This is a genomic window from Vibrio sp. 10N.286.48.F5, assembly GCF_041469785.1.
Lineage (GTDB): Bacteria > Pseudomonadota > Gammaproteobacteria > Enterobacterales > Vibrionaceae > Vibrio > Vibrio crassostreae_C.
In genome coordinates, this window is record NZ_JBFRLG010000043.1 from 34,025 (window position 1) to 60,842 (window position 26,818).

General features: G+C 41.4%; 28 protein-coding genes and 1 pseudogene. 21 read left to right on the forward strand and 8 right to left on the reverse strand.

Annotation, left to right across the window (positions count from 1 at the left end; genetic code table 11):
- Positions 1 to 109 precede the first annotated feature (109 nt).
- From AB4185_RS19845 to AB4185_RS19860, 4 genes are all read left to right on the forward strand, one after another.
- Positions 110 to 1,315, forward strand: coding sequence for an iron-containing alcohol dehydrogenase (locus AB4185_RS19845; protein ID WP_372135829.1), 1,206 nt, complete (start codon positions 110 to 112; stop codon positions 1,313 to 1,315).
- Positions 1,316 to 1,509: 194 nt separating this feature from the next.
- On the forward strand, positions 1,510 to 1,941 hold the full coding sequence (locus AB4185_RS19850) for a tetratricopeptide repeat protein (RefSeq protein WP_372135830.1): 432 nt from the start codon (positions 1,510 to 1,512) through the stop codon (positions 1,939 to 1,941).
- Positions 1,942 to 2,034: 93 nt separating this feature from the next.
- Positions 2,035 to 3,780 (forward strand): arylsulfatase, encoded by a 1,746-nt coding sequence (locus tag AB4185_RS19855; RefSeq protein ID WP_372135831.1) that lies wholly within the window; start codon positions 2,035 to 2,037, stop codon positions 3,778 to 3,780.
- 117 nt (positions 3,781 to 3,897) lie between these two features.
- A complete protein-coding gene (locus AB4185_RS19860; protein ID WP_372135832.1) occupies positions 3,898 to 5,145 on the forward strand; it encodes an anaerobic sulfatase maturase in 1,248 nt (415 codons plus the stop codon).
- Between the two features lie 113 nt (positions 5,146 to 5,258).
- Here AB4185_RS19860 and AB4185_RS19865 read toward each other — a convergent pair whose 3' ends face one another.
- On the reverse strand, positions 5,259 to 5,849 hold the full coding sequence (locus AB4185_RS19865) for a TetR/AcrR family transcriptional regulator (RefSeq protein WP_017061080.1): 591 nt from the start codon (positions 5,847 to 5,849) through the stop codon (positions 5,259 to 5,261).
- 318 nt (positions 5,850 to 6,167) lie between these two features.
- Here AB4185_RS19865 and AB4185_RS19870 point away from each other — a divergent pair, with 318 nt between their 5' ends.
- On the forward strand, positions 6,168 to 6,824 hold the full coding sequence (locus AB4185_RS19870) for a QnrS family quinolone resistance pentapeptide repeat protein (protein ID WP_372135833.1): 657 nt from the start codon (positions 6,168 to 6,170) through the stop codon (positions 6,822 to 6,824).
- A gap of 162 nt (positions 6,825 to 6,986) precedes the next feature.
- On the opposite strand, the gene AB4185_RS19875 is transcribed toward AB4185_RS19870, so the two are convergent.
- Positions 6,987 to 7,202 (reverse strand): hypothetical protein, encoded by a 216-nt coding sequence (locus tag AB4185_RS19875; RefSeq protein WP_029235681.1) that lies wholly within the window; start codon positions 7,200 to 7,202, stop codon positions 6,987 to 6,989.
- A gap of 448 nt (positions 7,203 to 7,650) precedes the next feature.
- On the opposite strand from AB4185_RS19875, the gene AB4185_RS19880 reads away from it, so the two are divergent.
- The 5 genes from AB4185_RS19880 to AB4185_RS19900 all read left to right on the forward strand — a co-directional run bounded on the left by AB4185_RS19880 (position 7,651) and on the right by AB4185_RS19900 (position 12,115).
- Entirely contained in the window at positions 7,651 to 7,911 is a 261-nt protein-coding gene (locus tag AB4185_RS19880) for a DUF5062 family protein (protein ID WP_017072477.1), read from the forward strand.
- 466 nt (positions 7,912 to 8,377) lie between these two features.
- Positions 8,378 to 8,911 (forward strand): diaminobutyrate acetyltransferase, encoded by a 534-nt coding sequence (gene ectA, locus AB4185_RS19885; protein WP_010431975.1) that lies wholly within the window; start codon positions 8,378 to 8,380, stop codon positions 8,909 to 8,911.
- A 35-nt stretch (positions 8,912 to 8,946) separates the two neighbouring features.
- A complete protein-coding gene (ectB, locus tag AB4185_RS19890; protein ID WP_372110430.1) occupies positions 8,947 to 10,212 on the forward strand; it encodes a diaminobutyrate--2-oxoglutarate transaminase in 1,266 nt (421 codons plus the stop codon).
- A 13-nt stretch (positions 10,213 to 10,225) separates the two neighbouring features.
- On the forward strand, positions 10,226 to 10,612 hold the full coding sequence (locus AB4185_RS19895; RefSeq protein WP_010431969.1) for an ectoine synthase: 387 nt from the start codon (positions 10,226 to 10,228) through the stop codon (positions 10,610 to 10,612).
- 78 nt (positions 10,613 to 10,690) lie between these two features.
- Positions 10,691 to 12,115 (forward strand): aspartate kinase, encoded by a 1,425-nt coding sequence (locus AB4185_RS19900; RefSeq protein ID WP_017065849.1) that lies wholly within the window; start codon positions 10,691 to 10,693, stop codon positions 12,113 to 12,115.
- A 123-nt stretch (positions 12,116 to 12,238) separates the two neighbouring features.
- Here AB4185_RS19900 and AB4185_RS19905 read toward each other — a convergent pair whose 3' ends face one another.
- A complete protein-coding gene (locus AB4185_RS19905; RefSeq protein WP_010431963.1) occupies positions 12,239 to 13,579 on the reverse strand; it encodes a sigma-54-dependent Fis family transcriptional regulator in 1,341 nt (446 codons plus the stop codon).
- A gap of 335 nt (positions 13,580 to 13,914) precedes the next feature.
- Here AB4185_RS19905 and AB4185_RS19910 point away from each other — a divergent pair, with 335 nt between their 5' ends.
- The 6 genes from AB4185_RS19910 to AB4185_RS19935 all read left to right on the forward strand — a co-directional run bounded on the left by AB4185_RS19910 (position 13,915) and on the right by AB4185_RS19935 (position 18,101).
- Positions 13,915 to 14,460 carry a BON domain-containing protein gene (locus AB4185_RS19910; RefSeq protein ID WP_017065851.1) on the forward strand — a complete coding sequence of 182 codons (546 nt, stop codon included), beginning with the start codon at positions 13,915 to 13,917 and terminating at the stop codon, positions 14,458 to 14,460.
- Between the two features lie 42 nt (positions 14,461 to 14,502).
- Entirely contained in the window at positions 14,503 to 14,673 is a 171-nt protein-coding gene (locus tag AB4185_RS19915; RefSeq protein ID WP_010431958.1) for a DUF1328 domain-containing protein, read from the forward strand.
- An 8-nt stretch (positions 14,674 to 14,681) separates the two neighbouring features.
- Positions 14,682 to 14,879: a hypothetical protein gene (locus AB4185_RS19920; RefSeq protein WP_010431955.1), complete on the forward strand. Its 198-nt coding sequence runs from the start codon at positions 14,682 to 14,684 to the stop codon at positions 14,877 to 14,879.
- Between the two features lie 70 nt (positions 14,880 to 14,949).
- Positions 14,950 to 15,378 carry a hemerythrin domain-containing protein gene (locus AB4185_RS19925; protein WP_010431952.1) on the forward strand — a complete coding sequence of 143 codons (429 nt, stop codon included), beginning with the start codon at positions 14,950 to 14,952 and terminating at the stop codon, positions 15,376 to 15,378.
- A gap of 150 nt (positions 15,379 to 15,528) precedes the next feature.
- Positions 15,529 to 17,142 (forward strand): diacylglycerol kinase family protein, encoded by a 1,614-nt coding sequence (locus tag AB4185_RS19930; RefSeq protein ID WP_017065852.1) that lies wholly within the window; start codon positions 15,529 to 15,531, stop codon positions 17,140 to 17,142.
- 41 nt (positions 17,143 to 17,183) lie between these two features.
- Entirely contained in the window at positions 17,184 to 18,101 is a 918-nt protein-coding gene (locus AB4185_RS19935) for a mechanosensitive ion channel family protein (RefSeq protein ID WP_016797856.1), read from the forward strand.
- A gap of 188 nt (positions 18,102 to 18,289) precedes the next feature.
- On the opposite strand, the gene AB4185_RS19940 is transcribed toward AB4185_RS19935, so the two are convergent.
- Both AB4185_RS19940 and AB4185_RS19945 read right to left on the reverse strand, forming a co-directional pair.
- The gene (locus AB4185_RS19940) at positions 18,290 to 18,700 is read right to left on the reverse strand and encodes a hypothetical protein (RefSeq protein WP_010431943.1); all 411 of its coding nucleotides are present in this window, start codon (positions 18,698 to 18,700) and stop codon (positions 18,290 to 18,292) included.
- A 107-nt stretch (positions 18,701 to 18,807) separates the two neighbouring features.
- Positions 18,808 to 19,236, reverse strand: coding sequence for a DUF2383 domain-containing protein (locus tag AB4185_RS19945; protein WP_010431941.1), 429 nt, complete (start codon positions 19,234 to 19,236; stop codon positions 18,808 to 18,810).
- Between the two features lie 305 nt (positions 19,237 to 19,541).
- Between AB4185_RS19945 and AB4185_RS19950 the strand changes: the two genes are divergently transcribed.
- From AB4185_RS19950 to AB4185_RS19965, 4 genes are all read left to right on the forward strand, one after another.
- Complete coding sequence (locus AB4185_RS19950; protein WP_010431939.1) at positions 19,542 to 19,790, forward strand: hypothetical protein; 249 nt, start codon at positions 19,542 to 19,544, stop codon at positions 19,788 to 19,790.
- A 35-nt stretch (positions 19,791 to 19,825) separates the two neighbouring features.
- Entirely contained in the window at positions 19,826 to 20,314 is a 489-nt protein-coding gene (locus tag AB4185_RS19955; RefSeq protein ID WP_065583857.1) for a hypothetical protein, read from the forward strand.
- Positions 20,301 to 20,513, forward strand: a complete 213-nt coding sequence (locus AB4185_RS19960) for a hypothetical protein (protein ID WP_102333542.1) — start codon at positions 20,301 to 20,303, stop codon at positions 20,511 to 20,513. Before AB4185_RS19955 ends, AB4185_RS19960 begins: the two co-directional genes overlap by 14 nt.
- Positions 20,514 to 20,612: 99 nt before the next feature.
- The gene (locus AB4185_RS19965) at positions 20,613 to 21,668 is read left to right on the forward strand and encodes an AI-2E family transporter (protein WP_372135834.1); all 1,056 of its coding nucleotides are present in this window, start codon (positions 20,613 to 20,615) and stop codon (positions 21,666 to 21,668) included.
- Positions 21,669 to 22,087: 419 nt separating this feature from the next.
- Here the strand turns inward: AB4185_RS19965 and AB4185_RS19970 are convergent, their stop codons facing one another.
- From AB4185_RS19970 to AB4185_RS19980, 3 genes and pseudogenes are all read right to left on the reverse strand, one after another.
- On the reverse strand, positions 22,088 to 22,717 hold the full coding sequence (locus AB4185_RS19970; RefSeq protein WP_017065855.1) for a bifunctional 4-hydroxy-2-oxoglutarate aldolase/2-dehydro-3-deoxy-phosphogluconate aldolase: 630 nt from the start codon (positions 22,715 to 22,717) through the stop codon (positions 22,088 to 22,090).
- Between the two features lie 17 nt (positions 22,718 to 22,734).
- A pseudogene (locus AB4185_RS19975) lies at positions 22,735 to 23,703 on the reverse strand (sugar kinase).
- Positions 23,704 to 23,816: 113 nt separating this feature from the next.
- Positions 23,817 to 25,250 (reverse strand): PTS transporter subunit EIIC, encoded by a 1,434-nt coding sequence (locus AB4185_RS19980; protein ID WP_017068132.1) that lies wholly within the window; start codon positions 25,248 to 25,250, stop codon positions 23,817 to 23,819.
- 260 nt (positions 25,251 to 25,510) lie between these two features.
- Here AB4185_RS19980 and AB4185_RS19985 point away from each other — a divergent pair, with 260 nt between their 5' ends.
- Positions 25,511 to 26,710, forward strand: coding sequence for an enolase C-terminal domain-like protein (locus AB4185_RS19985; protein ID WP_004732372.1), 1,200 nt, complete (start codon positions 25,511 to 25,513; stop codon positions 26,708 to 26,710).
- Positions 26,711 to 26,818: the final 108 nt, after the last annotated feature.

Below are 26,818 nucleotides of genomic sequence, written 5' to 3' on the forward strand. Positions count from 1 at the left end.
GCAATGATCCATAAAGATCTTAATTGACATATCTTTGACATTTACGCTCTAGACCGACCGGTTTGTTTTGGTTATTGTTTAGTCATCAACTAGAAATGAGGTAAACACCATGACAACCAATAATTTTGACTTTCAACTTAAAACCATTGTTCATGCTCAAGAGAACGGTATTGAAAATATCCCTTCTTTGTTTGGTCGCTTAGGTGCGCAAAGAGTCGTGCTCTTTTCTGATAAAGGTTTGGAGTCTCTTGGCTTTGTTGAGCAGTTCTCGGCGTTGTTTGTAAACCAGAATGGGAATCAGGAAGCGAACCAACAAGCGGTTCAGCTTGTTGGCGTTTACACCGATATCGCGCCAGACGCGACTTGCGACAACATCAACGCGGCCATTGAGTTTGCAAACAGCGTCAATGCTGATGCGATCTTGTCTGTTGGCGGCGGCAGCGTAATTGATGCGTCTAAAGGTGTGAAATACGCATTTCATAAGCAGATAGATGACATTCGCACCGTGATTGCGGGTGGTGGTCATATGGATGTGTGGCCAAACAATGAAGATATTCGAGTGCCCCACATTGCGGTTCCGACAACGGCTGGTACGGGCGCAGAAGCCTCTCCGATTGCTGTTTTTTACAATGAACATGAAAACATCAAAGCAAGTCTAGTCGCGTCTGGATTGGAAGCCGATATCGCGATCCTTGATCCAACGGTGACCACTAAGCTGCCAGCTCACCTTACTCGTTCTACAGCCATGGATGCGTTAACACACGCTGTTGAAGCGATTGTCTCGCCAATGAGTAATGCATTCACTGACGCTTACGGCATTCAGGCTGCAAAACTGATTGTTGAAAACTTACCCTTGGCACTTAAAGAGCCAGAAAACCTAACCGCGCGTGGCAACCTTCTTCAAGCAAGCACTATGGCGATCTCTGCTTTCTATTCGTCTTTGGGCGGTATTCCGATTCACAACTGTGCTCATGCCTTTGGTGCGATTAGCCACATTCCACATGGCGATGCCAACACGGTACTGATGTCGGTTGTGATTGAAGCGCTGCCTGAATTCTATATGCCGAATGCGGCGAAGTTAGCTCAAGCTTTCTCTGTCGACACTACTGGAACCGATGAGATGGTTTACCAGAGAGTGTTGGATTTTTTAAACAACTTCCAAACCAGTGTGGGTGCGATGAAGCGTTTCAGCAGCTGGGATTTTGATGAGCAAGAGAAGAGCAACATTGCAGAAGCGATTGAAAAAGACATCTGTTTTCAGTTCTACCCAATCTCGAAACAGACGATTGAAACCATCATTGAGAAAGCGATTTAAGTCTCTGTCTTAATCGACTGAATCTTATGACCATTTAGTTCAGTCCCTGATTCACTCACAACTATTACTCGAGAGCCAATTATGAAAATCGAAAACGTATTGCTATCAAGCTTGTGCATCATCGCGCCATTCCTACTTTTCACCTAATTCATTCGACAGGGACGTTGTGACCTTTATTCCCGAGGAGGAAATAAATGCTCAATAAACGTTTAACTACCGTGATTTTGGCGGGTGTTTTGGTTGTTCTGTTTTTTGCTAAGGCAAGCTTTGGAAGCGAGAGCTTTGAGAATGAAGCCACCATGGATCAAGTGCAGCAGCATCAAGATGTCGTGCAATTGTTGGATGAGGCTTACCAAGGGCAATTGGATGCCCAGCTCTCTGTCGCTTACTTATATCTGAGCGGAGAGGGCGTAGAACAGAATGATGAAAAAGCCGCGGAGTGGTTCGTCACCGCAGCCAATAACGGTAGCCCTGAAGCTCAAACACAGCTTGGGTTGATGTATATCTCTGGAAGTGGCGTTCAAGCCAGCCAAGCGGAGGCTGTCACCTGGATTGGCATGGCAGCAGCTCAAGAGTATGACCCTGCGCTCGACTTATTACATTGGATGTCGCAAGCCGCGCATTAATTCAAATCTTAACTCAGGTTACTCACAGAAAAAGTTACTCGCAGAAAAGTTAATTACTGAAACAAGTTAATCACAGAAATTGGAGAACGTCTTATGCAGACATTCAAGAAATCTTTAGTGTTCACGGCAATGGCGGCGGTAAGCAGTGCAGCTCTTGCGGCTGAATCAGAAAAGCCGAATATTGTTGTTATTGTTGGTGATGATGTGGGCTTTGCCGATACACAGCCTTATGGCTCTGAAGCGGATACCCCAAACCTGATGGCGTTAGCCGAAGAGGGGGTTAAGTTTACTAACTTTCACGCGTCACCAACCTCATCGGTAACGCGCTCTATGATGCTAACCGGAGCAAACAGCCATGAGGTTGGGCTAGGCACCTTCGACTATGCCGTCTATCCGGGCGCGATTGGTAAGCCGGGTTATGAAGGTTATCTCACCAAGAAAGGTGTTACGGTCGCAACGCTGCTTGAAGAGAGCGGCTATAACACTTACCTCTCTGGTAAATGGCATTTAGGACACGAGGATGGCTTCTTACTTGATGATCGAGGTTTTGGTGAGAGTTACGGTATTTTAGCGGGCGGTTCGAATCACTTTAACCGAGATATGATGTTCCCGGCCAAAAACGCTGCGACAGCGGATGCGCTGCAAAAAGGCGATATTCCCGGCGTCGAAGTTGAGCCAACTTACCGCAACGGTGAAGTGGTTGAGGATAAATACAAAGGCGAATACTCAGACCAAGTTTACACCAACGAGATCATCAAGATGATCGACAGCAAAAAAGACGACGGTAAGCCTTTCTTCGCTTACGTCCCATTCACCGGTATTCACCTGCCACTGCAAGCGCCTGAGTCTGCTTATCAAGATAAAGTCGATTACTACGTTGAACATGGTTGGGACTCGGTTCGAGAAGATCGTTTCCAACGCATGAAAGAGATGGGTGTGATTCCAAAAGACGCCGATATTTCAGATCGTAACGCATTAAGCCGACCTTGGGACTCGCTCTCTGAGAAAGAACAAAAGTGGTACGGAAAGAAAATGGCTGTCGCGATGGGCATGATGGAAATGCAGGACCAACAAGTCGGTCAGATAGTTGATTACCTGAAAGAAATCGGGGAATACGACAATACTTACATCATGTACCTAGCGGATAACGGCCCAGAAGCGGCGGATATTACCGGTGAAAATATCAGTGATTTGATCCGAACGTGGACTGCTCATCATTTTGATAATTCGACTGAAAACTTGGGCAAGGCGAACTCCAGTGTGTCACTTGGCCCTGAGTGGGCAAGCGCTTCAACCGGTGGCCTATCTTGGTACAAAGCTTACACAGCAGAGGGCGGTATCCGTGTGCCGTTTATCGTTAAGCCAGCCAAAGCGCTTCTAGAAGGTGAAGATGCGTTACAGCCGGGAACTCAAACAGATGACTTATCACAAGTGAAAGACATTGCAGCCACGATTCTTGAGATTGCAGAGGTAGAGCATCCAGGAACGGAATATCAAGGTCGAGAAGTAGCGCCGATGAGTGATGTGAGCTTGTTGCCTTACTTCAAAGGGGAAACGGCAGACGTGCACAGTGCCGATAATGCGATTCCATTTGAATTGTTTGGTAGCGGAATTCTGCTTAAAGGTGATCATAAGATCATCCGAATTTCTACGGGAATGGGCGGTGACAGTGAGTGGCACTTATACAACACCAAGAAAGATCCAGCTGAGCAACATGACTTGAGAAATGAAATGCCAGATCTGTTCCTTGAAATGGTCGCTGAATATCAAGAATACGAAAAAGCGCAAAATATCGTCCCGGTTGACGAAGCGTGGAACCCGTTTGAAAACGTGAAATAGAGGAAAAACCACTCGGCCAACCTAATGCCATCAAGCTTGGTTGGCCGATGAACACCGTGTAAAGGAATTACGAATTGTTTTGGCTAATACAATAACTTTTACATCGAGGCACTCTTCATGACGACATTATCGCTATCAAATTTGAGTTCAGTTCCGCAGTTCAATGGTAAAGCACACAGCAAGCTTCAAGCGTTAGCAAAACCGATTGGGGCGGTGTGTAATATCAGTTGCACCTACTGTTATTACTTAGAAAAACAACAGCTGCTTGAATATCCAAAAGGCTCTCAATATACGATGGATGAAGTCCTGTTAGAGCGTTATATCAAGCAATATATAGAAGGGCAGAATACGCCTGAAATCATCTTTTCTTGGCATGGTGGAGAGCCGACCTTGTTGGGGCTTGAGTACTTTAAAAAGGTCGTCGAGCTGCAGAAAAAATATTGTCCTAGCTACAGCAAGATCAGCAATGACCTTCAAACCAACGGCACGTTACTGAATGATACGTGGTGTGAGTTCTTCAAGAACAATGACTTTATCATTGGTGTGAGCATTGACGGCCCAGAGCACTTACACAATCACTACCGGACCAACCGTGCAGGCAAAGGCACTTTTTCTCAAACAATGCGTGGCATTCGCTACTTGAAACAACATAACGTCGAGTTCGCGACTCTAAGCTGCGTGAATGATGTGACAGGTAAGTATCCATTAGAGGTCTATCGCTTTCTACGCGATGAAGTGGGTTCGAAGCAATTGCAGTTTATTCCTGTCGTCGATAAGCGCGAAGCTCACACCAACAATAAATGGTTGAGCAACCAACAAGCGATCATTCCCGTATCAGGCGAGGTTGAACCGTGGAGTGTCGGCTCTGCGCAATGGGGACAATTCCTCACTACCGTTTTTGATGAGTGGTTTGAACACGATTTTGGTCGAGTGTTAGTGCCGTACTTTGAAAATTTTGTCGGTGTATGGATGGGCAGAGAAAGCACCATGTGCACGCTGAGTGAGATCTGCGGCAAAGGGTTAGCGGTTGAGCCCAATGGCGATGTGTACTCATGTGACCATTATGTATTTCCTGAATTTCAGCTGGATAATATTCAGGAACAAGCACTTTCAACTTTAGCCTTTTCGCCAAAGCAGCAGAGTTTTGGGTTCGCCAAACAGAAGTCTCTGCCGAAACAATGCCAAGCCTGTGAGTTTAAATTTGCATGTCATGGCGAATGCCCCAAAAACCGTATCATCACAAGCCGAGATGGTGAGGCGGGGTTAAATTATCTCTGTGAAGGTTGGCTGAGCTTCTTCAAGCATATCGACCCTGTTATTAAGGACTTATTCAAAGCCAATAATATCCCGTCTCGTCTGGGGTAACGGAGTAAGCGTGAATGGATTCAATCTAGATTTAAAGTTAGATAAAAGGCTCGCTAAATTGTGCGAGCCTTTTGGTATTTGGTATTTGGTATTTGGTATTTGGTAACGGGTATCTAGTCAGCCGATTCTTGGGCTGGGCTCATGGCGAGAAGAGTCTCTTCCATGGCATTGTTTAGAATCGAACGGTTACGCTGCATGGCGGCCATGAGCGTTGAGCCAAGCCATAAACCATAAAGCGTTCGAGATAGCGATTCTGGCTCTGCGATAGTGAAATCACCGGCCTCATTGCCTTCTTCAAACAGCTTCGCCATACGCAAGATGATCTTTTCCGCGCCTTCAGCCATGGTCGATTGCAACGGGTTTTCAGATCCAGCTACTTCTCCCGCCAGTTTTACGACAAGACATTGGATATTGAAGTCTTCAGTCAGTTTCGATGCACACCAAAACTCGAAATAGGCTTTAACGCGATCACGACGAGAAAGCGATTCATCACTTAAAAAGTCATCCAGCTTAGCGAGATGCTCATCAAAGTAGTTAGTAAGAAGGATCTCACCAAAGTGCTCTTTGGATTTAAAGTAGTGGTAAAAAGAACCCTTCGTGCCTTCCGCTTGGTTGATGATCTTCATCAGGCCAACACCAGCAAACCCGTGTTCATTAATAAGGCTAAATCCTGCATCGAGCATAGCTTGTCGCATGTCTTTCATTGTTCTTACTCTTTATGCTGAGAATGAGGAATAGTGTAACGAGCAACATACCAACCGTCCAGTCTAGCGCGTTAGGGCACGGTCAATAATTGACTCGTTTCGTCAAAGTGATTTTTCTCTATGACCCCTTCTAAGCGACAAAACTTTTTTCAAGATAAGCGCATGCTATAAAACGAAAATAACAACCTTAAAGAGCTTGTTTGGTGCCTTAAAATGACCAAATCGGGGTGTTTTAAGTTGCTGTTTTTGTTGGTTTTTAATTTGGTGTTTTCTTGAGATCGCAATGGTAGTCTTAGCGTAATTTCTTTAGGGGGCTAAATGGACACCAATAACAGCACTTATCATCACCACAGTTTTGCTCAGCAAGACTTATCAGAGCTTACATTTACAGCCTGTACGTTTATCCGTTGTGATTTCAGACGTTCGAACTTACGTGATGCAACGTTTATTAACTGTAAGTTTATTGAGCAAGGCGATATTGAGGGATGCCACTTCGATGTTGCAGATTTGCGTGATGCAAGTTTTCAGAACTGTCAGTTGGCGATGGCGAATTTTAGCAACGCGAATTGCTACGGTATTGAGTTACGTGATTGTGACCTGAAAGGGGCGAACTTTACTCGTGCTAACTTTGCCAACCAGGTAAGCAATAGAATGTATTTTTGCTCCGCGTATATTACGGGCTGTAACCTGTCATACGCCAACTTGGAGCAAGCTTGTTTAGAGAAGTGTGAGTTATTTGAAAACCGCTGGATAGGTACTTACCTTGGCGGAGCGTCACTAAAAGAGTCCGATCTTAGCCGAGGCGTGTTCTCGGAAGATGTATGGGGGCAATTTAGTATGCAAGGTGCTAATTTATGCCATGCTGAATTAGAAGGGTTAGATCCTCGCAAGGTAGACACATCGGGGATTAAAATCGTTGCTTGGCAGCAAGAGCAACTGCTTGAAACCATGGGTATTGTGGTAATGCCTGATTGATAGCTGTAATTTCTAACTACAGGCTATTTGGAATATGTAAGAATTCGCTATAGAAGAAAAGCCCAAAGCTAATAACTTTGGGCTTTTCCGTATTTGGTAACCAGCATTTTATAATGAATTTTTAAAAAGAGAATGCTTGGTGATAGAGAACTGATTGGTTGATTAATGCATGCCTGAGCGCATTTTGTCGGCGAGCGCAAAGAAGACAAAAACGACGAAACAGACTAGAGCAGCACACAGTGAAGTTAAGATGGTTGTGGCGTCTTTTGAAATCAATGGAATGGTGATAGAAGCTAGCGCTATCAACATAACAAGGATATGAACAATTCGACCCGGAATTGGATTTTTATGACAGAATGAAGCCCAGAGGTAACGCATTTTCAACACCAGTATAAAATTAGTGGTTTTATTCTATTTTCTTAGTGAGTATTTTGTAAATAACAATTGGTTACAATTGGTTGTAAATATGATCTAAGTCGAATTAGTATTAAACCAGTTAAATAACAGCAGTTTATTGATCTTTTATTGAATTTTAACTTTCAAAATGAACATCATAATATTCCGTATTCTTTGGAATACTAAGTCAAATATTATTCGACTTTTTGTTTTTTGACTTAAGATCTCATTTATTGAGTGTTCTGTTAAGAGACCGTTTGCGTATTGATTTCCGCCCTGTACATGTCAATTAGGCAGGTATCTATTTAGGGGCTGAAATTCGTTTAATGTCATTTATCAAAGAGAGTGTTCGAATTGAGAGCGCGGTAATCTTGTCTTAGATTCAGTTTGGTATACTCAAGGTTCAATCTACGAAGATGATGGAGATGATATGTCGAAAACCGCGAAGATCATGAATGAAGATAAGCTGGTTAAGAAGGCTCTAGAAGTCGGTTTTAAAATGGCAAAGTTGCAAGGTTTCGATTTGCCGAACTCATCTCAACCAATCAAGGTTAAGGCTGTTTATCTATTTCTTGTTGAAGTAAATCAAATCACTCCGTTACCAGACAGTAAGTTGGATGGTGCAAATATTAAGAAGCGCCTAGCGTTATGGATACACAACGCTTTGCCTGATAATGATCCCTTGAAGTAAACCTTTTCCAAGCTGATATTTCTGGACTCGTTTCCTCTGAGTTCATTATTCATCGATATGTTAGATAAGAAACCTAGCGAGCTCTCGCTAGGTTTTTTTGTTTTTGAGGCCGATATTTTAATAGTGGATAGCGAGTCACTGCCATTCGAAGCGTTGTTATCTACTCGATAGAATGTTCAACACTGAGAGTGTTGGTGATTTATGCCGCTTGATTGGCAATCTGAGCACATAATTTACTAATGACTCTAACCTTCTTTTGACGCTTATTCGGTTAAAGACATTTTCTTAAGATCTCCACCGATCAAATACATTAGAACTCAAAGTATTATTTAATTCATGCTGACCGCTATTAAATGTGATACTGATCACTAATTTTTGTTTTTTAAAGTTAAGGTGTTGATCTTAGTAGGGGGTAAATGCTCATAATAAAAAGGAATTTAATTAGAGTTCAAAGGAATTTCTCGGTATGATTACATCAGCGCCTTGGGTGTTGTGTCCAGAAGTGATAGAAAAAACGAGTGAAGAATGGAGTTTTCGCGAGCCCAAAGCTTCAGATGGCAACGACATTTATCGACTGATTTCAGAATGTCCGCCACTAGACACCAACTCGTCATATTGCAATTTTTTGCAATCCACTCACTTTAGTAAAACTTGTATTTTGGTTGAGAACAAAGGTGAGCTTGCGGGCTTTATCTCGAGTTATCAAAAACCGAGTGAGCCTAATGTTCTCTTTATTTGGCAAGTTGCAGTTGCCCCTCGATTTAGAGGTCACTCTTTAGCTTACAAGATGTTGAACAGCTTACTTCGTCGAGAGTGGCTGAAGAGTATAGAAGCTATTGAAACAACCATTACTAAGTCAAATCAAGCGTCTTGGGCACTCTTTAAAAAGCTAGACGCAAAAAATAGTAGCACTGGAAAAGTGACCACTTTCTTAGATGAAAATGTTCATTTTAAAGGGCTGCACGATACTGAGTATTTGTATCGAATACCCCTTAAATAATCATTAACTTATAGGAATCAAATAACGGCCTTATCATGGATATTTTTAAAAAGCAGGAATCTAACGTACGTTCATACTCGAATAGTTTTCCAGTCACTTTTGCTAAATCAAAAGGCTGCTGGCTTGAAACAAAACAAGGTGATCGTTACCTCGATTTTCTTGCTGGAGCAGGATCTCTCAATTACGGTCATAACAATCCAATACTTAAGCAAGCTTTACTTGAGTATATTGAAATGGATGGAATTACACATGGCTTGGATATGCATTCAGAAGCCAAAGCTGAATTCCTAGAAGCTCTTAGTCGCTTTATTTTGGAACCTCGAGCATTAGATTACAAAGTTCAATTTACCGGCCCGACAGGAACAAATGCGGTTGAGGCAGCGATTAAGTTGGCGAAAAAAGTAAAAAGTCGAAGCAGTATTGTTGCATTTACCAATGGTTTTCATGGTTGTACGGCGGGTGCATTGGCTGCTACAGGCAACCAACACCACAGGCAAGGTGCGGGCTCAAATCTCAACAACGTTACGCGTTTGCCATTTGAAGGTTACGCTGGAATCGATGGTTTAAAATTATTTGAAACGATGTTAACCGATAATTCCGCTGGTATGGATAAACCTGCTGCCGTTTTATTGGAAACGGTTCAGGGTGAAGGTGGGTTAAATGTCGCTTCAAATGAGTGGCTACAGAAGTTAAGCAAAATCTGTAAAGCCCACGATATCCTACTTATTGTGGATGATATTCAAGCCGGTTGTGGTCGAACAGGAACGTTTTTTAGCTTTGAACCTTCAGGTATAAAACCAGATATCGTTACGCTATCTAAGTCGATAAGTGGTTATGGCTTACCGATGGCTGTGGTTTTATTAAAACCTGAACTAGACAAGTGGGAGCCGGGAGAACACAACGGCACCTTCCGTGGTAACAACCATGCGTTCATTACTGCTGCGAAAGCGTTAGAAATGTATTGGTCAAATGATGATTTTGAAAATCATATTCAACGTAGCTCAAGCATGGTCGATGATGTCATTCAACGCAATCTCAAGCGTTTCCCTGAGCTATTTGTTCAACGCAAGGGACGCGGAATGATGATTGGCATTGAATGTAAAGATGGGAACACAGCTGATGAGATTGCAAAAGTGTGTTTTGACAAGGGCATGGTAATTGAGACCGCAGGTCCAAACGATGAAATCTTGAAGTTCTTTTGTCCATTAACCATTTCAGAATCGGAATTGATGCAAGGTTTAACTATGTTCGAAGACTCAGTTGAAGTGGTAGCAACCAAGCATTTCAAGAAAGCATCGTAATAGGGAGAGTAAAATGATTGTTAGAACACTTGATGAATGTCGTAATAGTGAAAGACGTATTGTATCGGATAACTGGGAAAGTACTCGCATGTTATTGAAAGATGACAATATGGGATTTTCTTTTCATATCACAACAATTTACGAAGCGACAGAAACACATATCCATTACCAAAACCACTTGGAGTCTGTGTTTTGTATGAGTGGTGAAGGAGAGATTGAAGTCGTTGGTGGTAAAACTTACCCAATCAAACCCGGTACGCTGTACATCCTAGATAAGAATGACGAGCATTATTTACGCGCATATAAAAACAAAGAAATGACAATGGCTTGTGTGTTTAACCCACCAATTACTGGCGCTGAAGTACACGATGAAAACGGCGTTTATCCACTCGTTGATTAACCCATATCTTCAGGGGTGATATCTCACCCCGCTCCCTATTATTTCGTCTTTAATCTCTTCAAGAACAAAAGGTCTTTTATGACATTTACCGTAGAAAAAATCGGCGGTACATCAATGACAGCATTTGATGCTGTGCTCGACAATATTATTCTCCGCCCTCAAAATCCGTATAACCGAATCTTTGTTGTGTCCGCATACAGCGGTATGACGGATGCATTGTTGGAATGTAAAAAAACAGGTAAGCCTGGTATCTATCAATTGATAGCGATGCGTGACGATTCGTGGAAGGATGCTCTATCTTATATTGAACGCCGCATGCTATTGACCAATGAGCATATTTTTGCGGATCCAATGAATCGTATGAGAGCTGATAAGTTCATCCGGTCTCGTATTTCAGAAGCTAAAAACTGTATCACTAACATTCTTGAAACGTGTCAATACGGACAGTTTTCACTGAGACATTATTTACCACAGATTAGAGAGTTTCTTTCTTCAATTGGAGAGTCTCATAGTGCATACAACACGGCTCTTAAATTAAAAAACATTGGTATAAACTCGACCTTTGTTGACCTTTCTGGTTGGGACAACAAAACCCCTCAAAGTTTGGACGATACCATTAGAGAGGCTTTCTCTGACATTGATGTTACTGAGGAGCTTCCCATAGTAACTGGTTATGCATATTGCAAAGAAGGTTTGATGCATACTTATGATCGTGGTTACAGTGAGATGACGTTTAGTCGTATCGCTACTATTACTGAGGCATCATTGGCGATCATCCATAAGGAGTATCATTTTAGTTCGGCTGACCCAAAAGTCGTTGGTGTAGGTTCAGTTAAACCGATTGGGGCAACCAATTATGATGTTGCCGATCAACTGGCTAACCTTGGTATGGAAGCTATTCACTCTAATGCGGCTGCTGGGTTACGAGAAAGTGGCATAGAACTGCAAATCAAAAACACTTTCGAGCCAGAACATGAGGGAACACTGATTTCTTCTGATTACCGACCAGACACTAATCACATTGAGATCATTGCCGGAAAACAGAAGGTATATGCGTTACATGTTTTTGACCAGGGAATGGTCGGTAAGGCGGACAATGTTAGTTATGAGTTAATGGAGATTATCGCAGATGCTAGAGTGAACCTTATTGGTAAAGAGATGAACGCCAATTCTATTACCTATTATCTAGGTGGTAGCACCGAGAGTTTAAACAAGGTGTCTTATAAGGCTGAGAAACGTTACCCTCAGGCATCTATTTCAGGTCGAATGGTCGCTATAATCTCAGCGATCGGTTCTCAAATTGATACCAATAAAACGCTCGCTAATGGTGTATTGGCTTTGATGAACCATAGTGTTACGCCTATTGCATTACATTCGTCTATGAGAAACGTAAATGTGCAATTTGTTGTGAGTGATGACAAGTATCAACAAGCGATTTGCGCGTTGCATGAAGAATTCTTTGACCAAGATAAAAGAACCGAGACATCGGTGAATGCAGCATAAAATTTAACAGTGGAGGGTTCACCCTCCACTGTTAAATTTTCATGGAAAAGCAAAACATCAACTGCAAATTAACGATCGCCTGTATCTATTTTGATCACACAGCAACATCAGATATGAGTATTACTACTCTTGATACTTATCGAGCTTGTTATAAAGCGTTTTGATGCTGATTCCCAAGTCTTGTGCTGTTTCCTTTTTGTTGCCTTCATTTTCTTCGAGCGTATTGATAATCGCCGCTTTCTCAATCTTCTCAAGAGAAACACCCGCCGGAACCATATCCTCAACGGTAGTCCCTGTTTCTAAAGGAGGAGTATCAAAAATTAGGTGTTCATCTTTAATCGTCTCATCTGCCAATATAAAAGCTCTTTCAATACAGTGTTTTAATTCCCTGACATTCCCTGGCCATGCATGGGCTGATATTTTTTGAAGCGCTGATGTGAAAATGGTCTTCGCAGTGGTTTCATTTGCGTTGCGATGAGCAATAAAATGTTTTGCTAAGCCGACGATGTCGTCGCCTCTTTCACGCAATGGAGGGACATGTATGGGGAAGTGAGCCAACCTGAAATAGAGATCCTCTCTCAAAAACTGTTCTTCAATAGCGACTTGTGGATCTCGGTTTGTCGCTGCAATGACTCGAGTATTAGCGATACTCGTTGCATTACTGCCTACAGGGCGATATTCACCTGTTTCTAAAACTCGTAGTAATTTGACCTGGTGTTCAAGTGGCATTTCGGTGATTTCGTCGAGAAACAATGTGCCACCTTCTGCTTGCCTAAACACCCCTTGGTGTGTGCGATTCGCCCCTGTAAAAGCGCCTTTTTCATGACCAAATAATTCACTATCAACTAACTCAGGGCTGATAGCACCGCAGTTGATCGCAATAAAAGGTTGGTTTTTACGATCACTGGCAAGGTGAATCGTTTGTGCGACTAATTCTTTACCTGCCCCACTTTCGCCGACAATCAAAACATTGGTGTCAGTCTTCGCGACTCTTCTTAAAGTTCGATACAGCTTATGCATGGGCTTAGAAGAACCGACTAACATACCGAACTGGTCTAAATCGCTGGTGGACACTTTACGCCCTTCTTCCTGCTTCTGGAGGAAGTATTGACTGAAGTCTGCAAGGGTATCTTCCAATATTTGCATGTCGACGGGCTTTCTATAATGGAAGATTGCGCCATGGTTCATCATCATGTCTAAATTTTTGTTTGGCGTACCTGTACTGATAATAATCAAGTCCATTTCGTCCAACCCTGTTGCACTCGATAAGGACTTAAAATCATCGTTAGTAAATCGAGAGACTTCAACAATAGCAGTATCTGGTTGCAGTTGTTGTAGCTTGTCAATCCAATGAACATCCATAGTACTTTGAATTATTTCAAAGCTTGATAATTCATCTAGAGAGTTTATTTTAGACCGCAATAATTCATCTTTTAACTCTATAAAAAGTGTCGGTAATGACATGATTTAACTCTCTTTTTGTACGACAGAAAACGACCTTGATAATAACATAATGTCCTTCAAATACGAATCTATCATTTACTATACGCCACCTTTTAAATGTAGTTACAATATTACTGATAGTAGAAGTAGCTAATTAACAGTATTGATATTAATTATTCTAGGATCTCCATTGATGATAATTTTTACAAAATACTCGTGTAATTAATACACCTCCGATTATTTTACCAATGGTAAATTTTCAAAATTAAAGTGTAAATCCTTTATTTTCAGTCAGTTAAAAAGTTGGCATGCTGGTTGCAATTGTACAAGTGTCAGTTAACTAGAGGAGATAATTAATGAGAAATACTGCAAGTAAAATATTATTAGCTACTTTGATTGCAACTTCTTCATCAACTGTTTTTGCTAATAGCATGTGGGAAAAAGAAACTTTCGATGCGTGGATTGATGGAAAAGCAGAAACGACTTTATTACTGAATACTAATTTAAACTCATTTGACATCAACACCTACGTTAAAAATCGAGTGGTTACTTTAACTGGCTCGGTTAAAAATGAAACAGAGAAAGATTTGGCAGAAGAGTTAGTGCTAAGCCTAGATGACGTTAAGTCTGTAAAAAACGAACTTACAGTGATTGATGAAGACAAAGAAAAAACACCCGCAGCCGTACAAGCTTTGACTGATGCTCACATAAAGACACTGGTAATCACTCGTTTATTAATGAATACCAATGTTAGTGGTAGCGATATTCAAGTTGAAACCGAAAACAGTGTGGTTATCTTGAAAGGTTCAGTTTCATCAAGCAGTGAACACGACTTAGCTTTATCTATAGCAAATAATACCCCGAATGTAGAGAGAGTGGTGGATAAATTAAATATTATTTAACCTCTCTACAATTGGTAATTTATTAAAAATTGGGGAATAACGATGATTCGCTGGTCGCTAATATTTTTTATTGTCGCAATTATTGCCGCCCTATTGGGATTTAGTGGTATCGCTGGGGCTGCTGCGACAGTAGCAAAGATCATATTTTATATATTTGCAATATCACTACTGGTTTCAGTGGTAATTATGTTGCTGAATAAAAACAAACATTAGGAGTTTATATGAACATCAAATCGAACGCTTACCGTTTTTTAACTATTGTGGGTATTACATTTGCACTTGCGGCATGTAGTGATGAAGGTCCGATGGAACAAGCCGGGGAAAATGTAGATGAGGCTGTAGAGGATACTCAAAACGCAATAGAAGATAGCTGTGAAAATATTAAAGAGCATTTAGATGCGAAAGATGAAGATTGCTAGAACTGTCATCTAGAGTGCAATGAGATGCCAAAATCCTCATAAAAATAAACCAATGAAGTAGGAATTAGACATGAAAAATATATTTGATGTGCTCAAAGACAGTCATGAAAAGCAACGACTTTTGATGGATGCGTTACTCCAAACTTCGGGAGACACACAAGCTAGGCAAGAACTCTATGTTAACCTTAAGGATGAGTTAACCAAGCATGCGATTGCAGAAGAGCGCCATTTTTATGCACCTTTGATCGAGAGTGATCAATCCATTGACATGACTAGACATGGAATCGCTGAACATCATGGAATCGACAAAATACTCGCTCAACTCGATGATACAGAGATGTCTTCACCAGCTTGGCTTGTTTTAATGAAAACATTAAAAGATAAGGTTGAACATCATTTAGAAGAAGAAGAGCAGCGTTTTTTTCAAACCGCAGGTCGAGTCTTAGATACTGAACAAAAAGAAACATTAGCTCGTAAATATGAAAAAGAGGTTGCTTGAATCACGAAGTAATCAAATTCTTTAAATAAGTATAAAACTGCTTTGTTATCAAGCTAAGGGCTCATTCTTGAGCCCTTCTTTTATTTAATTTAGAGATAGATAAATTTACGGATAAATATATTTAAATTCACGGATAAATTAAGGCGTAACATGTTTATTATTAAATATTATATGCTTCTTGCTATAGCTTGTTTTTTTGCTGCTGCTCTTATACCACAGCTAATAATCCGTGGTGTTTTTGCCTGGTGTAGTTTGTCGATGTTCATCGTTAGTGTTGCCTACATCTTCGATATGCCGTCAATATTTAGGAAGACTAGCGATGGGAAAATAGTGTGGTGGATTAGATGGATCTTCATTCCATTCTTCTTAGGTGTTCGACTGTACAATGCATGGGCAATTAAAAGAGATAAAGTTGAACCAATACAGAAGGTTGGAAAAGGTTTATATGTATCTCGTCGTTTGTTCCCTTCAGATTTATCGTTCTTAGAATCTCAAAACATCCATTGTATTGTAGATGTTACAGCTGAGTTTTCTGGTTTAGAAAGTGCAATGACCGGTGATCAATTTCGCTATTTAAACACCCCGGTTCTTGATCATAAAGTCCCTAAAATGCATAAGCTTAAACATGCTATAAATTGGATCGATACCCAAATCCATCAATCTAGATCGGTTGTTGTGCATTGTGCTCTCGGTCGAGGACGTTCTGTCTTTGTCGTAGCTGCCTATCTTTTAGCAAAAAATCCGTCACTTACTGTAGAGCAGGTCTTGAAAAGTATTAACGACGTGCGAAGTACAGCCCAATTGAACCATCTACAACTAAAAACACTTCAAGCAATCAGTGATAAAGGTTTGCTCACTCTTGGCCATAAAGCTTGCCTTATTGCCAACCCTGTTGCAGGTGGTGGTAAATGGTTGGCGAATGAACAACAGGTTATTCGTGAACTTACGAGAAAGTATAGTTTAGATATTTTTCTTACTAGCCAAGAAGTATCAGCAGAAATATTAGCTAAGCAGGCCAAAGACCGGAATACTGCGCATATTATCGTTGCAGGTGGCGATGGGACGGTTAGTGAAGTCGCAAGGCAAGTTAGGAAGACTGATACACAACTCGGGATTATACCTTTGGGTACCGCGAACGCTCTATGTCATATGCTTTATGGATTGACCTCGAAAATATCGCCTGTTGAAAAAGCGTGTGAGGCTATTTTATCTGGCAACTCAAAAAGAATCGATCTGGCGTTCTGTAATCAACAACCAATATTACTGCTTCTTGGTATTGGGTTTGAAGAACAGATGATCGATTACGCACATCGAGAACAAAAAAATGAAAAAGGGCAATTCGCGTATTTGACTGGGTTCTTCAATGCAGTAATCACCGACGATAATCAACACTTTCAAATTTCAATCGATGACCAACCATCACAAAGTATGAAACTACAAAGTTTGGTCGTGGCGAACTCTTCCCCTTTTAGTACTGTGCTTGCTCAAGGGGGACAGCCTCCTAGGCCGGATGATGGGAAGCTGCATATTACCTATTTGGAAAACACAAATTCACTTAGTAAACGAGCTATCGCTCTATCTGATCTGTTGTTATCGAGTCTCGGAGCGAAAGAACAAGCTAGTTACTTTACTTATGCTTCGGCACAGCTCGTTAAAATTGATTCTGACCGACCTATTTCATACGTGATTGATGGAGAGACGTATTTGGCTGATTCACTGGAGATAAGTATTGATAAGCAAGCCTTAACGGTTTGTATTCCATGAATGTATTGAATAATCCGCATATTGAATAAGAAGGAGACACCATGGAAATGAATCTCTCTTTTAACTTAGAGAAGTTTCAGCATCTGATAGAGGGTAAGTTAGAGCATTGGTTAGTTGAAGCAATTAAACTTATCCCTAACCTGATTGTTGCTTTTGTTACGTTTCTTATTTTTATCTTTGTTGCCAACATAAGCGGCAAGTTGTTTAAAAGATTGAGCAATAGAGTTGTCGACTCTCAAGAAGTCATTAACTTACTGGCTTCTATTGTTAAGGTTACCATTGTTACTATTGGATTTTTTGTCGCGTTAGATTTTGTTGGGCTCCAAGGTACGGTTACATCGTTGCTTGCCGGTGCCGGTATTCTAGGTTTAGCTATCGGTTTTGCTTTTCAAGATATGACTGAGAACCTCATTTCAGGTATTACAATGAGTATTCGTAAACCTTTTAAAATTGGCGATGTTGTTGGTTCCAACGATGTCATGGGTACCATAGTCAAAATAAACTTACGAAATACACTGGTTGAAACGTTCTCTGGTCAACACGTCATGATTCCCAATAAGATGGTTTTCCGAAATATTTTGACGAACTACAGTCGAAAAGGACGAAGAAGGGTCGAGATCCCTGTGGGGATTTCCTACGCAGACTGTCCCAAAAGAGCCGCTGAGGTGATAACCAAAGCGATAAACCAAAAGTCTTATGTTAGTCGGAAAGAAGATACGACGGTTTACGCTTCAAGCTTTTCTGATAGTAGCGTTAACTTATTGGTTTGGTTTTGGATTGAGTACCCAGGAGGTTTTGGTTATATGGACGCAAAGCACGACGGTATTATAGCGGTTAAAGAGTCATTATCAGAGGCTGGAATGACAATACCGTTTCCGATTAGAACACTTGATTTTGATCCCAAAGGCGGTAAAAGTCTGTCTAGAATGATGACTGGGGCTGTCGATGACGCTTCCTAGAATAACATAGCGGTCCCTCTCGTAAAAAAGCGTCAAGGCAATATGCCTCGACGCTTTTTATTTTGAGTGATGTCAGAATTAGATCAGAATTAAACCTAGATTATTCCCACTGTTTAATGATTGTGTTGTAGGCTTTGATTCTCTTCTCAAGTTAATTAATCGTATCTATTTTAGATGGGTTATATCTGTTACAAATGCTTTGCTATCTCATCATTTTCAACTTGCAACGCCGCAACCCAATAGGAGAAAAAAGCAGACATATGTTGATTGTTAAACTTTCTAATAGTGTTTTTGAGGTAAGAAATTAGGCTTAAATTACTCTGGTACATATCGTTATAACTAACAATTAACGCAGGGGGCTGACTCAATATGTCATTGTCATTAACTTCATTGTTAATGCAGAACTTGGTGTTTACTTCGTTTATTAATGAACGTTCAACTTTTATAAATCGATTTGCAGCTCTTGCAATGTTCCCATGTGCTTTCTGTTCAATTAGGTCAACACATGAGAAGTAGTGATCTTTCAATGTACATAGTATTTTTTCTATGCCTTTATAGTGAATTACCTCAAGGGGATCATTGTCCTTTTTAAACAACATATCATTACTCCTTTTTATCTCAGTAGTATTTATAATTTCAGTTGATTTATAATAATTAAAATAAGCCTTTTCTTTGATTCTGATTTCCAACCATCATTCGCTAATAACTAATTCTGACGCATGTTGTGTATTTGGTCTCGACATGATTCCATTTCATTTTTTACCACTTTTAATCTTCTTCTCCCTTCTAAATCAGGGTTAGTTTCTAGCAGTGATTCAATGTCGGAAATGATCTTTGTCTCGACACCTTCTAGGTGCTTTAAATAGAGCTCTTGATTGTTTTTACCTTTTGTATCTTCCGCTTCAATACAGCGCTCTCTGGCATTTATCGTATAACTAGCGGGTATCTGTTCTTGATGTATTTTTGAGTAGTAAGTTAAAGATTGTAACTTTAACTCTGCACATTTCTTTACCGTGTAGATATCAAAAAGATTTTTTGCCATCTTTTCACTTCTTATGTTGGATATCGCTTTTTCGTAAATAATATTTCCACTTTTTATCAGGTTAACAATAGATAATATACTTTGGTTTCTCATGAATCCTCATTTGGTTCTAAGCTGTATTTGGTTTATTGCATTTTTTATGCCAATTAATAACCCTATATTCAGCTTGTTTCGTCTAAGGTTTTACTTTGTTTTTGTAAAAAATACATTAATAGATGTTTTCTAGTGAAATTATTACATTGATTAATGCCATTTATTAATGATATGGGAGCTTATCTTCAATTATTCTGGTACTTGTGAAAGTTGGCACGATGCTAGCATTGATTATTAAAGTAGCTAGAGATTAATAGTATTAATATTATTCTCTGGCTTATGATAATCAAATAAGGAGAAAACTTATGCCAAAGTCAAACGCTAAAAATTCAGAAGCCAAACAACAAATTGAAGAAACTTATGAAAAAGCTGAAGAGGCCGCAGTAGAAGTTATCGAAAATGTGAAAGAGGCGGTCCATGAAACTCTCGAGGCCAGCTCTGAAAGTGTGAAGAACACGTCTGAGAAAGCGGAAAACATCATTAAAGAGCGTCCATTATTGAGTGTTGGCTGTGCGTTTCTCGCTGGTTGGGCTGTCTCGAAGTTAATCAAATAGCCATATATCAACATCGCAATTGAGAGAGCACCGTTATGCAGGTAAATAGTCAAAATGATCCAGTAAACTCTGCCAATGATAAATCGAGCGATCGTAAGGTGGATGATCTTAAACGTTCTGCTTCTGAGTTAAATGGATTGTGGAAAGACTTAGCTATATTACAGACACATACCCAGCAATGGTCTCAATCGACCTTAGAGCTTTTCTTATTGGAGTTTCGCAATAGTGTTGATGCATTTAAAAAGCGTCTTGTGTTTCAGCTCCTCTTTGTTGCGTTGTTACCGCTGTTTCTTTTTAGTATCGCCGTCGGTGCTGGAGTAGTGATCTACTACTTCACTTTGAATCTGTTAGCGGGTTACGGCGCGTTTATATTCACACTCGGTTTGATTCTAATATGCTTGGTACTTCGTTCTAGTTACTTAAAGCAATTTATAGGTTTTGAATGTACGAAAGAGCAATTGAAGGAGGGGTTACATGTCAGCACTCAAAAATCGACAAAGACAGATTCAAATGAAAAGACTTGAGGGGAGAAGTAGAGCTCGTCAAGTTGAACTTTGTATGGGACTTATTCGTCACAAAGGAAAAGAGTTTGTTCACAAGTACCCCTTGTATGCTCTTGGCATCACAGGCCTTGGTGTTGTAATTTTGAATCGAACTCATCGTTTTAAATCGTCTGTTTTTGGTTATAAACAGCTATCGCTAATACTTAATTTACTTAAGTAACCATCATTTTGATTCAAGTTAGTGTTGGCTGACGGTATCGAGTGCCTGATTCAAATTGACGAAGCCTCAAAAACAAAACCTTCTACTCATAGGAATAAAATGACATCAAAAAAATACAGTATTCTTAGACAACGAAGTGTGTTGCAAACTAGTTTTATGCTCCTTGCTGTTCTCATGATGTCTATTTTTACATTACATATCGCCAAGCCATTTTTGTTGCCAATCATCTTTGGTGCTTTTATTTCTTTGCTATGTAGCCCTCTAGTTAACTACCTTACTCGCTTCGGTATCCCTCGAGTCATTAACGTAATGGCTGTACTTATTGGTTTTATTGGCTTTGTTGTGATTAGTTTGAATATGTTGAGTGAGCCCGCTCAGCAATGGTGGTCAAAATTACCAATGTTGGTTGAGAATGTATCTAATGAAGTGAGTGAGGTTACTCAAAACAGTCGCTTAACTGACGCCACCGGGTTCTCCATGAGTAGTACTGTTACCAATGATGGGCTTACCAATAACACGGCTTTTTCCATTATAGAATCAGTGCTTACGACAACACCAACCATTGTTACTCAGTTGTTGGTTGCGTTTCTTATGGCGTATTTCATGATGAATTACGGTCGAAAAATTTATTCTCAAAGCTTATCTCTTTTTGAATGCTTTTCAGATAAGCGTAGGGCTGTTGAATTGGTTAAAGTTGTTCAAAAGGATTTGTCTCGTTACATAGGCGCCATCACCATCATTAATGTTTGCTTAGGACTCACTGTTGGCTTTGCTTTTTATATGATGGGATTGCAAGACCCTTTCCTTTGGGGTGCTTTTGCAGGCTTAATGAATTTTATCCCCTATCTTGGCCCGATGGTTTCAGTTACGTGCTTTGGTTTAGTCTCTTTTATACAGTTTGAGTCGTTTAGCTACGCATTGACGGTCGCTGCGATCTTCCTGGCGATTAATTTGATAGAAAGCCAATTGGTTACTCCTACATTACTGGGGAAAAGGTTTAGTCTCAATCCGCTGATTTTATTTGTATGGCTTGTATTTTGGGGTTGGCTATGGGGCTCTATGGGAATGCTAGTAGGGGTCCCATTACTTGTCTGTGTGAATGTATTTTTTGAACAGTTAAGACATCCAAGGTTGAATGCTCATAAAGGTCAGTAGAGCAGAAGTAAGCCTTGATAACCACTCAGCGTCACTTCTTTCTGTGAGTGTTAGTTCTGTTGCTTTATGACTCCTTTTTGGACAGCTGGCTGAGGTTAAACTCTGTGTGAGATCAAACTAGTATCGCTATAGGCTTCAAAAGCAATAGTTGCTGGTTCTATTTCACTTAGAAAGGTTAAGAGTCGGTTGCGACGAAGCGCCTCCACCTCACAACGGTTATGTGCGATAGCATAGAAGCAATGTTTACCTAGGTCGATACCTAAAGTATGGATAGAAGATATTTGGTTCACCTCACTCTGAGAGCCGACTCTAAGCTTAAGGGCTTGAGAGTGAGGCGGTTCATATAATTAAGCCTCACCAAAGTGCTGTGGCTTTATTGTTAGAAATTAAACAGGCTCTGTTTACCTGAATGACATAGACTAGTGATTCACCTGCTCAACAATCTCGCGTGTTAGGCGTGCGATCTCGTCCCACTCCCCGTTTATAACCAGCTTCTTGTCCACCATCCATGTACCACCGCAAGCTAATACTTGAGGCACTGCTAAGTAGTTATCGATGTTTGATGGCGTGATACCGCCAGTTGGCATGAGTCGAATATCGCCGTATGGGCCAACGAGCGATTTAACCATGCTGATCCCACCAGATGCTTCTGCTGGGAAGAACTTCAAGGTTGTTAGGCCCATCTCTAATGCCGCTTCAACGGTGCTTGGATTGTTCACACCTGGAATGATATCGATGCCGATCTCTTGGCATGCTTTAACTGTGTTCGGATTAAAGCCCGGTGAAACCACAAACGTTGCGCCCGCTTCTTTTGCTGCGAGTGCTTGCTCACGGTTCAAGATGGTGCCCGCGCCGATCAGCATGTCAGGCTGAGCTTCTCGAAGCAGTCGGATAGCTTCAACAGCGGCGTCTGAACGGAACGTAATTTCAGCGGCGGGAAGCCCATTCTCAGCCAATACTTTGCCTAGAGGGATAATATCCTCTGCGTTATCAATGGCGATAACAGGGATAACTTTAAGTGCTTTTAGCTGTTCGTTAATTGTAGACATGGGTTTACTTCTTAATATCAGTTTGAAAGAGTGTCGGTGATGGGTTTTGGGATGATTGCGCCGTGATGTTGAATGACCAGTCTCGCCAGTGCATTGCCTTTGCGGCAGGCTTGCTGAACAGAGCCGCCAGATAGATCTCAAGACAAGAATCCGCCATTGAATGAATCGCCTGCTGAAGTGCTATCAACCACTGTTTCTACTGGCGTGGTTTCAATTAGGCTTGGTGTTTGGGCTGGAGTTTCACTGACCAAACAGCCTTCAGCACCGAGTTTTACAATGATGGTCTGCACGCCAAGCCTGTGTAGTCGGTCGATGGTGTCTTGAGGTGTTTGGTCGCCCCATAGTTGCTGTTCATCATCAAAGGTAACCAAGGCGATATCAGTGGTTTGATAACCCAGTCGATAGCACTCTTTGGTCGCGCTTTCTGATTCCCATAGTTTTGGTCGGTAGTTACTATCAAAGGCGATGGTAACGCCACGTTCACGCAGGCCTTCAATGATAGTGAGCAACTTTAGCTGATCGCTGTGTGGCAGTATCGCCAGGGAAATGCCACTCAGAAACACCATATCAACATCGTGAAGTTGGTTGGCTATCTTATCGAAATCGGGGTGCTGTACCATGTAGCGAGCCGCCGAATCGTTGCGCCAGTATAGGAAGGTGCGCTCACCAACATCGTCGAGTTGAATGAGATAGAGCCCGGGTGAACGCTGCTCGTCAATAAGCACGAATTCGGTTGATAGTCCTTCATCTTGCCATCGGTTAAGCATCTCTTGGCTGATAGCGTCAGAGCCAAGCGCCGAGACATAGCTAGTTCGCATCGCTGGATTCGCAGTGTTATTGCAGTTCATGGGGTTGCTAACCGCAGCGCTGCGGTTCAAGTAGATTGCCGCGTTTAATGTGTCTCCACCATAGCTTTGATGCATGTCGCCAAATGGAGCCCCATTCAGTTCAATCATGCACTCACCGATGATTGCGATGTGGGTCATAATATAGCCTTAGAAAGGAAAGGTTGGGTTTGTTCGTATTGAGGAAAACATGACCATAATGAGATATGGTCATGCTTTTTCGATTCTAATCTTACGGGAGTGAGACTAGCCGATTACTTGTTGTCTAGTTTTACGAACAACATCGTTAGGACGAAAGACAGTGCAAATACACCCACCACGCCCATCAGTGCTTGAATGAAGTTTTGCGTACCGCCTGCAAGGTAAGCTGGCAAGCTGAATACAGAAGAAAGAATGTAGCTTGTTAAGTGCGTATCGATTGTTACCGAGATAGCACCGAACACGCCTGCAGCCAAGCTCGCGGTCATCATCGCTTTGGTGTATTTCGTGAGTACACCAAATAGAGCCGGTTCCGTGATGCCTAAGATAGCGGTAACACTTGAGCCCATCGTAATTGAAGATTGCTCTTTAGAAACCGTTTTACGTTGCTTGTGCCAGATAGCCATTGTCGCGCCAGCAATTGCCATGTTACCCAAACACATGATTGGCATAAGTAGATCCTTACCATACAGTGCAAAGTTGTTCAGGCTGATTGGCGTCATGCTGTGGTGGATTCCAAATACGATGGTGATCGGGCGAGTTAGACCAAACACAAAGCCTGTTAACGTCGGAGAGATTTCCAGTAGTGAGCTCATCACCCAACCTGCGCCATTACTTAGCCAGATACCAGCAGGGCCAACAAATGATAGCGTGATGGTCGAAGTTACCGTAAAGGCAAGCAGTGGTGTAAATACAGGCTTCGCAGAAGAAGGAACTAGGCGGTCAACTAACGGAGTCACTTTAGACAATAACCAGATTGCTAGAATCGCAGGAACAATCGCGCCGCCGTAGTTGAGCAGCTCAATAGGAACCACGCCAAGAACGGTCAGCTCCGGAGCAGCGCCTGCGTCTTTTAGCATTGTTGCTTTATCAACAAGCAGAGGCGCTAGCATTGCTGAAGAGACAGCAAGCGCAATGTATTCGTTTACTTTGAATACCTTAGCGGCAGAGAAAGAAACCAGCATAGGTAAGAAGAAGAACACAGCAACAGAGATCGAGCGGAAGAAATAAACTGTGTCTGAGGTTTCAGAGATAACATTGGTTGCAATAAGACCAGACAACAGGCCCATCAACATACCCGCGCCAGCGATTGCGGGTACAACCGGACCAAAGATGCCTGCGACAATACGCATCACGCCTTGGAACAGCTTGCCTTTCTCTAGTTCATCAGCCGGATTAGCGTCAGCTTGTTGAGTGTTTGATAGCGCGTTGAACCACTTCTCGACCTCAACACCGATGATGACTTGAGTTTGGCCTTGTTGAAGTACCACACCTTTCACATCTGCGATCTGCTTGATTGCTTCTTCGTCTACCAGCGACTCGTCTGCTAATTTGAATCTCAGCCTTGTCATACAGTGCGTGATACTCACGATATTGTCTTCACCACCAAGTGCAGTGATTAATAACTGTATATTTTCTTTGAAATTTTTCTTCTTCGATGATGACTTCGAGTTATTAATAACGGCATCACTTTTTTCTACCATTTGCATACTACACCTGTTATTGGAATATATTTAACTCGAGCAATCATAACGACAACCAATTTAAATCCAACGGAGTAAAAAGAGATCTCAATCACACTTAAAATCCGAAAAATTATTTTTTCACCGTTTTTGGCCAATTGGTATGTTTTGGTTATCAAAAAAAATCACTTAACGTACCAATTATTTTTACGCAAAATTAGCGCTTGAAATGTGGTTTTTAAAGCGGTTAGATAATAGGAGTTGACTTAAGTTTAGGTTATTTAATTGTGAAAGAAACTATTATATCTGATATCCATTGTATTATTACTAAACCAGACAGACACAACCTCATTACCGTGGTAGTTGAAACGAATGAAGGCGTGACAGGGTTTGGTTGTGCGACATTCCAACAAAGGCCGCTTGCTGTAAAAACAATGGTCGATGAATATTTAAAACCTATTCTTATTGGTAAAAACGCCAATAATATTGAAGACTTATGGCAAATGATGATGGTCAACGCTTATTGGCGAAATGGCCCTGTTATCAATAATGCAATTTCCGGTGTTGATATGGCACTGTGGGATATTAAAGCCAAATTGGCGGGTATGCCGTTACACCAGTTATTTGGTGGTAAGTCTCGTGATGCTATTCCTGTATACACACACGCGACGAGCGACACGATGGAAGGGATTTATGAGCTGGTGGAATCTTTCCTAGACAAAGGCTACAAGCACATTCGTTGTCAGCTTGGTTTCTATGGCGGCGTTCCAACGGATTTGCATACCACTCAAAACCCGACTGAAGGTTCGTATTACGACCAAGATCAGTACATGGATAATACTCTAACGATGTTTAAGTCGCTGAGAGAGAAATATGGTAACCAATTCCATATTCTTCATGATGTTCATGAGCGCCTATTCCCGAACCAAGCGATACAATTTGCCAAAGAAGTCGAGCAATATAAGCCGTATTTCATTGAAGATATTCTGCCGCCAAATCAAACGGAATGGTTGGATAATATTCGCAGCCAGAGCTCAGTTTCATTAGGTTTAGGGGAGTTATTTAATAACCCTGAAGAGTGGAAATCATTGATTGCTAACCGCCGCATTGATTTCATTCGTTGCCATGTTTCACAGATTGGTGGTATTACCCCAGCTCTGAAACTCGGCCATCTATGTCAGAACTTCGGTGTTCGTATTGCATGGCATTGCCCGCCAGATATGACGCCAATTGGCGCAGCGGTAAACACGCATTTGAATGTGCATTTACACAATGCTGCCATTCAAGAACATGTCGAGTACAACGAGAATACACACAAGGTATTCCCGAACGCTGCAGAGCCAATTAATGGCTACTTATACGCTTCTGAAATCGCAGGTATTGGTGTTGAAATCGACCGAGAGGTTGCAGCCGAGTTCCCTGTTATGTATCGCCCCCACGAGTGGACTCAAAGTCGCCTTCCTGATGGCGCGATTCATACCCCTTAACTCGTATTTTTAATATCAAATGGTCGCTATAAGCGGCCATTTTCTTATTTAATATACTTACCAGATATTACGTATTATCTGGTAAGTATATTTCTAGTATCATTAAAT